Origin of the sequence: Clostridium sp. OF09-36, assembly GCF_003481985.1 — a bacterium.
Taxonomy (GTDB): domain Bacteria; phylum Bacillota; class Clostridia; order Lachnospirales; family Lachnospiraceae; genus Brotaphodocola.
In genome coordinates, this window is the sequence record NZ_QUMD01000035.1 from 24,387 (window position 1) to 30,386 (window position 6,000).

The window sequence follows — 6,000 nt, forward strand, 5'->3', positions numbered from 1 at the left end:
ATAAATTATATTTTGAATGAATGAAAGATCTGGCGAGCAGGAGTAAGGTATGCTCGCCAGATTTTTGTTATGGACTTTAGTCTGTTTCGTGGTATAGTGTTATTATTGAATGAAAGTTGTGGAACATATGAAAATAAAAGTAATTGCATTTTATTTGCCCCAGTATCATGAAATACCCGAAAACAGTGCGTGGTGGGGCAATGGTTTTACGGAATGGACTAATATGAGACATGCAACTTCTTTATTTGCAGGACATGATCAGCCTCGAATTCCGCTTCATAATAATTATTATGATCTGACCAATGCATCGGTATTGCGTTGGCAAACTGATTTGGCACAGAAATATGGAGTGTATGGTTTTTGCCTGTATCACTATTGGTTTCAGGGAAAGCTGCTATTGGAGAAACCGTTAGAGTTGTACAAAGAGCTGCAGGAGATAAAATTTCCGTTTTGTATTTGCTGGGCCAACGAGAATTGGACAAGATCATGGAATGTCCATTCGGAAAATGACATTTTAATTCGGCAGACTTACGGAGATGAATCAGAGTGGAGGACGCACTTTGAATATTTGTACCCATATTTGTCAGATGAGCGTTATATTCAGAAAGATGGGAAACCACTTCTGGTTATATATCGGCCGGAGCGGATTCCAAGACTGAGGGAGCGGCTTGTATTCTGGAATCGTTCGGCACGGGAACGAGGACTTTCTGGTATTGCATTTGCATCGCAACAGCGGGATTATAATATTGCTGTAGACGAGGCCGGCGAACTGTTTTCCTGTCAGATTGAGTATCAGCCTGCTTTTATAAGAAATCGTTTGAAAAATTATTTCAGTAAGAAAAATGGTGTGAGTTGTGTGGAGTATGATGGAGCATGGAATGAGGTGCTGCGGCAGTTTCCGTTAAATGAAAAAAGTGTACCGGGGGCTTTTGTGGACTGGGATAACACACCAAGAAAAGAGAAAAATGGTGTGGTTTTTACAGGTGCAACACCGGAAAAATTTCAAAATTATATGAAACAGCAGATACGGCGTACACGGGACGTGTATCATACAGATATGTTATTTTTGTTTGCGTGGAATGAGTGGAGTGAAGGGGGATATCTGGAGCCGGATGAGCACTGGCAGTATGGATATCTGGAAAACTTGAGGGATGCTTTGAATGACATATAAACTTGGGAGAATGTAGTGTGGGAGACATAAATACAAATTGGATTGTACTGACACTTTTAGGAAGTGTTCTGAATTTGCCAATGATCTTAACAGGCTGCCGAAAAGTTTGGACATGGATAAAAAGCCGAAAATTTAATGGAACGTGGGTATTGATGATGAATGGCGACCATAGAACAAGATTTTATATTTGCAAAATACAGGAAGCTTTAGATGGCAAAGTGAAAATCAGAAAATACCACGGCAAGGATTATGATGAGGAATTTGACGTTGGAAACAACCAATATCTGGAACAGGTCCGTTTTGAGGGAATGAAGACGGCGGAAAATATAAATCTTCAATTTGCCACCCAAAAGGAGATTGTCGGCGAAGCACATTTACATATTTTGAATCGTGATTGCATATTGGACAGCTCAAACCTGTATTGGGAAGGAATCTGCACAGAATTTGCCGCGAATGTACAGCAGAAGATTTCCCTTACAAAAGTGAAATCGCTTGAAGAAGCCAGAATGCTTATTTCAGAGACAAAAAGAACAGAGTATGTGGCCAAATTGGATCCATGCATAAAGCTTAGTGTTATCATCACTGTGTATAATCATGAGAGTGAATTGATGGAGTGTTTACAGTCAGTTGTGAATTTGATCCCTCCGGATAAAATACCGGAGGTTCAGATTATATTGCTTGATAATGGATCGCTGGAACATATAGAAAAAATAAAAACGAAATTTTTAAAAGAGCATCCGAATAAAGAACAAGAGAAAATAAAAATAGAGTATGTAAAAATTTTACATCGAGATGTAAATTTTTCTCGTAACATGGGACTTCTCCATGCAACAGGAGAATATGTGTTGTTCCTGGATGCAACAGACAAATTGCTTCAATCTTTTTATCAGAACTTTTTTGAGAATTACGCGTCAGGCGAGTATCCGCTGATATTAGGCGGATACAGGGCTGTGCTAACGGATAATTCATTTAAAGATGTGCAGCCGCAGGCCGAAGAATGTTCTCGTGAAGATCTGATGCTTCATTTGGATTCCAGAAAAGATCTGCAGTTGGGATCTGCTGAGGGAAAACTATATAAGAATGCAATAATAAGAGCTAATCACTGTATGTTTGATTTTGGACTATATGGCGATACACGCTTCAATTTGCAGTATCAGCGTTATATCGTCTGTGCAAAGATAGATGGAGGAATCTGGTATCAATATAGCAAAAGAAATTTGGCACAATATGAAGCAGGAACAACTGTTTCGGAGTTTATTTCAGAGAAGATTAAAGTTTATATGAAATATAAAGAAGCAATGGGAACAATGAAAGGTAAAACAAAGAAGCAAAAGAATGCGGCGGCGGCCCGTAACAAGATGTTGGAAAAATATGAGGAAAGTGTGCTTAAAGAAATTCAGGATAGAATTGTAGGCTAGATGGTATAGAGGATTAAATGTAATGAAAACAATAATTTTATCTCCGGTGTATAATGAAGCAGATCAGCTAAAGAAGCTTTTTTGCAGCTTGGAAAACTACGGAGACCGGGTATTGTTGATTGATGATGGCAGTACCGATGATACTTATGAGAAAATCAGAAACTCTGGATTTAATTATATACGATATGAGAAAAATAAAGGAGTTTCCAGTGCGTTGGCACTTGGAATAACATGGGCTCAGGAGCGGGCTTACGATTCTGTGATTATGTTGGATTCTGATGGACAGCACGATCCAGATTTTATCCCGGGATTTGAAGAACAACTGAAGCATTACGAGTTTATATGTGGAAATCGTTTTTATAATCCCAGCGTTGTTCCATCAGAAAAACTGGCGTCTAATGCGATTATTTCTATGATTGTGAAAGAAGTGTATGGAATTAACTTGTTTGATATTTCCTGCGGTTACAAAGCGTTCAGATTAAGGCCATGGGTGGTGGAAACCATTCGCAAATCCGATCAATTTTCTTTTATTTATGATATTTTTTTTCGTGCTATGACAGAAAATCATAAGATTGGTACAGTGAATATTCCTTGTTTATATCCATCAAACGAATTGCATTATACAAAGCGGATCGAAATTCTTAGTTTCCTGAAATCAATCGAGCACTTTCTGCCATTGGAGAGTCAGCAGTGGATTAATTACAGCGAAGCCAGTATGCAAATTTATCATGGTGAAAACTTTGAACTAATGATTCATCAATTTAAATTTTGGGGTTTTTATTTGAAAGAACAAGACGGATATATCGTACAGACGGATATGGCAAGTCTTCAAAATTATATAAAAGCTTTGAATGTGAGTGAGAATGAAAGAAAGAAGAAAGAAAACCGTATTGCTCATAACAAATTTATATCCTTCTCTGAGACATCCGGAATACGGAGTGTTCGTAAAAAACACAGAGGAGATGCTTAAAAAAAACGGGTGTCGTGTAATTCATGCAGCAGTAAAAAAACGAAAAGGGAGGATTCTAAAGCTACTCAGCTATGTAAAATGTTATGCATATGCATTGCTGACAGGTTTATTGTTCCATGTGGATGTGATATATGCGCATTATATCAGCCATACGATATTTCCGGTTCGAGTCATTAAAAAAAACCGTAGAAATGTAATTGCAGTGGGAAATGCGCATGGTGAAGATATTTGTCAGGATGGAACACGCTACGAAAAGAATTACGAAAAGGCGGTACAGGCCTTAAAGCTGTTGGACTATATGATTGTGCCATCTTCGTATTACAAGGCTTACTTATGTCAGAATTATCGTTATCCGGAAAAACAGATTTTTATATTTCCATCAGGTGGTGTAAATGAACAATGTTTTTTTCCACAGGATCGCTATATATGTCGTAAAAAGATTGGTTTTTGCTCCGATAAGATTTACATAGGCTTTGTTTCGCGTTTGGTTGAGGGAAAAGGATGGGACACGTTTTTGAATGCTGCAGCATTATTTTGCAGCGCCCTGATGTGGAGAGGAATCAGTATCAGTTCGTGATAGTCGGCGAAGGACCAGATCTGCAGAACGTAAAGAAAAAACAATCAGAACTGCATTTAGAGAAGAATGTACAGTTGTTTCCATTTATGACACAAAAGAAACTTGGAATATATTTTAATGCGTTGGACATTTTTTGTTTTCCCACCAGAAGGAAGAGTGAGAGTCTCGGCTTGGTAGGTTTGGAAGCTATGCGGTGCGGAACTCTTACTTTAATATCGGATGCTTCCGAAGGACCGCTGTCTTATGCGAAAGATGGTATTAATACAACATTATTTTCCGGAAACAATCCCCAAAATCTGGCAGAAAAATTGGCAGAAATCCAAGGTTGGAGTGAGGAAGCGAAAGAACAGATGCGTCAACAGGCAATTCTGACAGGGAAAGAGTATGGATCTGTAAGAATGGGAAAAAAGCTGGAACGGATTTTTGCAGAAATAGAGGGGCAGTATAAAGAACAGTAATTTTTTTGCAGAGACTTTTTGTAAACGCCTCATAGCGAGTTCCTTGCTGTTGCTGACTTTTCAGTCGGACCCATGTTAGCGTCGGGAGATTTCAACCACCCAGAGCCGTTTAGAATCAACCAATTTTAGCCGTTTAAGATTAATCATTTCATAGAAATTGCCATTGCCTTTTCTGATATTGGGGTTAAACTGATGTATGCTAATGAACAGTCAAATCACAATCATGGAAAACAAAAATCCGTTATTCTCTTTCTATATTACCGGCATCGATTTTATTAGATGGACTTGCCAAACTAGAGTATCGCAGGTACGACTCAGCTGGTTTCGCCGTCCGTGACGGCGAATCACCGGTTGTCAGACGGCACATTGTGGGAGGCACAAACCGCACTTTGATTTCGGCGAACTTGCCTTCCCGATCGTGCCGTATCGGCACTTGCCGCAGGTTCTCCGCAGCTTGACCGCAGATTGTGTTTCACACATCGACCGCCGGAGCAGAAGCCAGTGCTGTCATGTACAGTATTGTAGAAACTGCAAAAGCCAACAATCTGAATGTGTTCCAGTATCTCTACACCGTACTGCTTTATATGCCGGACTACAAAAATGAGCCCGCAGGCATAGAAAAGCTGTTACCGTGGAGTGATTTTATAAAGGAACGCTGCTGCGGATTGATTGATGTTGAAAATCAAACACCGGAACACCATGAGCCACTGCCTCCCTTGGCATCCTTTCTTTTTTCACACGCCCTTTTAGGCGTTTCAATAGCTGTTTATTGAATTTTGCTGTTTTTTGTTTGCTAATCTATCAATAATTCTGTTTTCATCAACATTTCCAATGTTGTCCAAATATCCTAGTTTTTTCAGTTTATTTATGGTTGCTCTTGAAAACCTACTTGTGTCTCCGTTTAATAATAACATTAATGCTCTGTTATTGGGTTCCCATCCATCTTGTGACTCTCCGTTTTCTATTTTTGAACGTAAATCGCTAGCTCTTTTTCGTGCTATATATTGTTCTCTTTTTAAAATTTCAATCTGGAAATCTTTTTCTTCTAGTTGTTTTTTGTAAGTTTCCTTTTCTTGCGTATTTAAATGAGCTTTGTCCATTAATTCGTTAATAATTTTATCTTTGTCCTCTTTTTGTTCTTGAATTTTTTTAGATTTTTCAGAACTTACATTATCTAGATGCGATATTTTATCGCTCAAACTATTGAGTTTTTCGCCGAAGCGTTCTTCGATTTTACCTAATGTAACCAATACATCTTTCATAATATCATAAGATGATTTATAAAAATTTGTACTTGTTTCGTCTACTTTAAAATAGAAAAAAATAGAGATAAAAATAGAAAAGAATGCTAATAAAATTGATAAAACACTATCAAAAGAAAAATCCGTGTTTATAAGTCTATAACA

General features: G+C 38.2%; 7 protein-coding genes. 6 read left to right on the forward strand and 1 reads right to left on the reverse strand.

The genetic code is table 11. The features are described from left to right. The first annotated feature begins 127 nt into the window (after positions 1-127). The 6 genes from DXA97_RS17580 to DXA97_RS17605 all read left to right on the forward strand — a co-directional run bounded on the left by DXA97_RS17580 (position 128) and on the right by DXA97_RS17605 (position 5,367). Complete coding sequence (locus DXA97_RS17580) at positions 128-1,171, forward strand: glycoside hydrolase family 99-like domain-containing protein (RefSeq protein WP_347561689.1); 1,044 nt, start codon at positions 128-130, stop codon at positions 1,169-1,171. A 17-nt stretch (positions 1,172-1,188) separates the two neighbouring features. Next, positions 1,189-2,589 carry a glycosyltransferase family A protein gene (locus tag DXA97_RS17585; RefSeq protein WP_147355600.1) on the forward strand — a complete coding sequence of 467 codons (1,401 nt, stop codon included), beginning with the start codon at positions 1,189-1,191 and terminating at the stop codon, positions 2,587-2,589. Between the two features lie 22 nt (positions 2,590-2,611). Continuing rightward, a complete protein-coding gene (locus tag DXA97_RS17590; RefSeq protein WP_118721278.1) occupies positions 2,612-3,559 on the forward strand; it encodes a glycosyltransferase family 2 protein in 948 nt (315 codons plus the stop codon). Beyond that, complete coding sequence (locus DXA97_RS17595; protein ID WP_182436954.1) at positions 3,552-4,136, forward strand: glycosyltransferase; 585 nt, start codon at positions 3,552-3,554, stop codon at positions 4,134-4,136. Before DXA97_RS17590 ends, DXA97_RS17595 begins: the two co-directional genes overlap by 8 nt. After that, positions 4,133-4,594 (forward strand): glycosyltransferase, encoded by a 462-nt coding sequence (locus tag DXA97_RS17600; RefSeq protein ID WP_182436955.1) that lies wholly within the window; start codon positions 4,133-4,135, stop codon positions 4,592-4,594. The genes DXA97_RS17595 and DXA97_RS17600 overlap by 4 nt, the downstream gene beginning before the upstream one ends. 509 nt (positions 4,595-5,103) lie before the next feature. Next, entirely contained in the window at positions 5,104-5,367 is a 264-nt protein-coding gene (locus DXA97_RS17605; RefSeq protein ID WP_243107739.1) for a transposase domain-containing protein, read from the forward strand. Here the strand turns inward: DXA97_RS17605 and DXA97_RS20380 are convergent. Then, on the reverse strand, positions 5,350-6,000 hold a 651-nt coding region (locus DXA97_RS20380; protein WP_207666854.1), incomplete at its 5' end, for a hypothetical protein. The genes DXA97_RS17605 and DXA97_RS20380 overlap by 18 nt on opposite strands.

What these genes read in the sequence shown, in the direction of transcription:
- DXA97_RS17580 (WP_347561689.1), top strand. Translation starts at nt 128, where the DNA reads ATGAAAATAAAAGTAATTGCATTTTATTTGCCCCAGTATCATGAAATA.
- DXA97_RS17605 (WP_243107739.1), top strand. Translation starts at nt 5,104, where the DNA reads ATGTACAGTATTGTAGAAACTGCAAAAGCCAACAATCTGAATGTGTTC.
- DXA97_RS17595 (WP_182436954.1), top strand. Translation starts at nt 3,552, where the DNA reads ATGCTTAAAAAAAACGGGTGTCGTGTAATTCATGCAGCAGTAAAAAAA.
- DXA97_RS17590 (WP_118721278.1), top strand. Translation starts at nt 2,612, where the DNA reads ATGAAAACAATAATTTTATCTCCGGTGTATAATGAAGCAGATCAGCTA.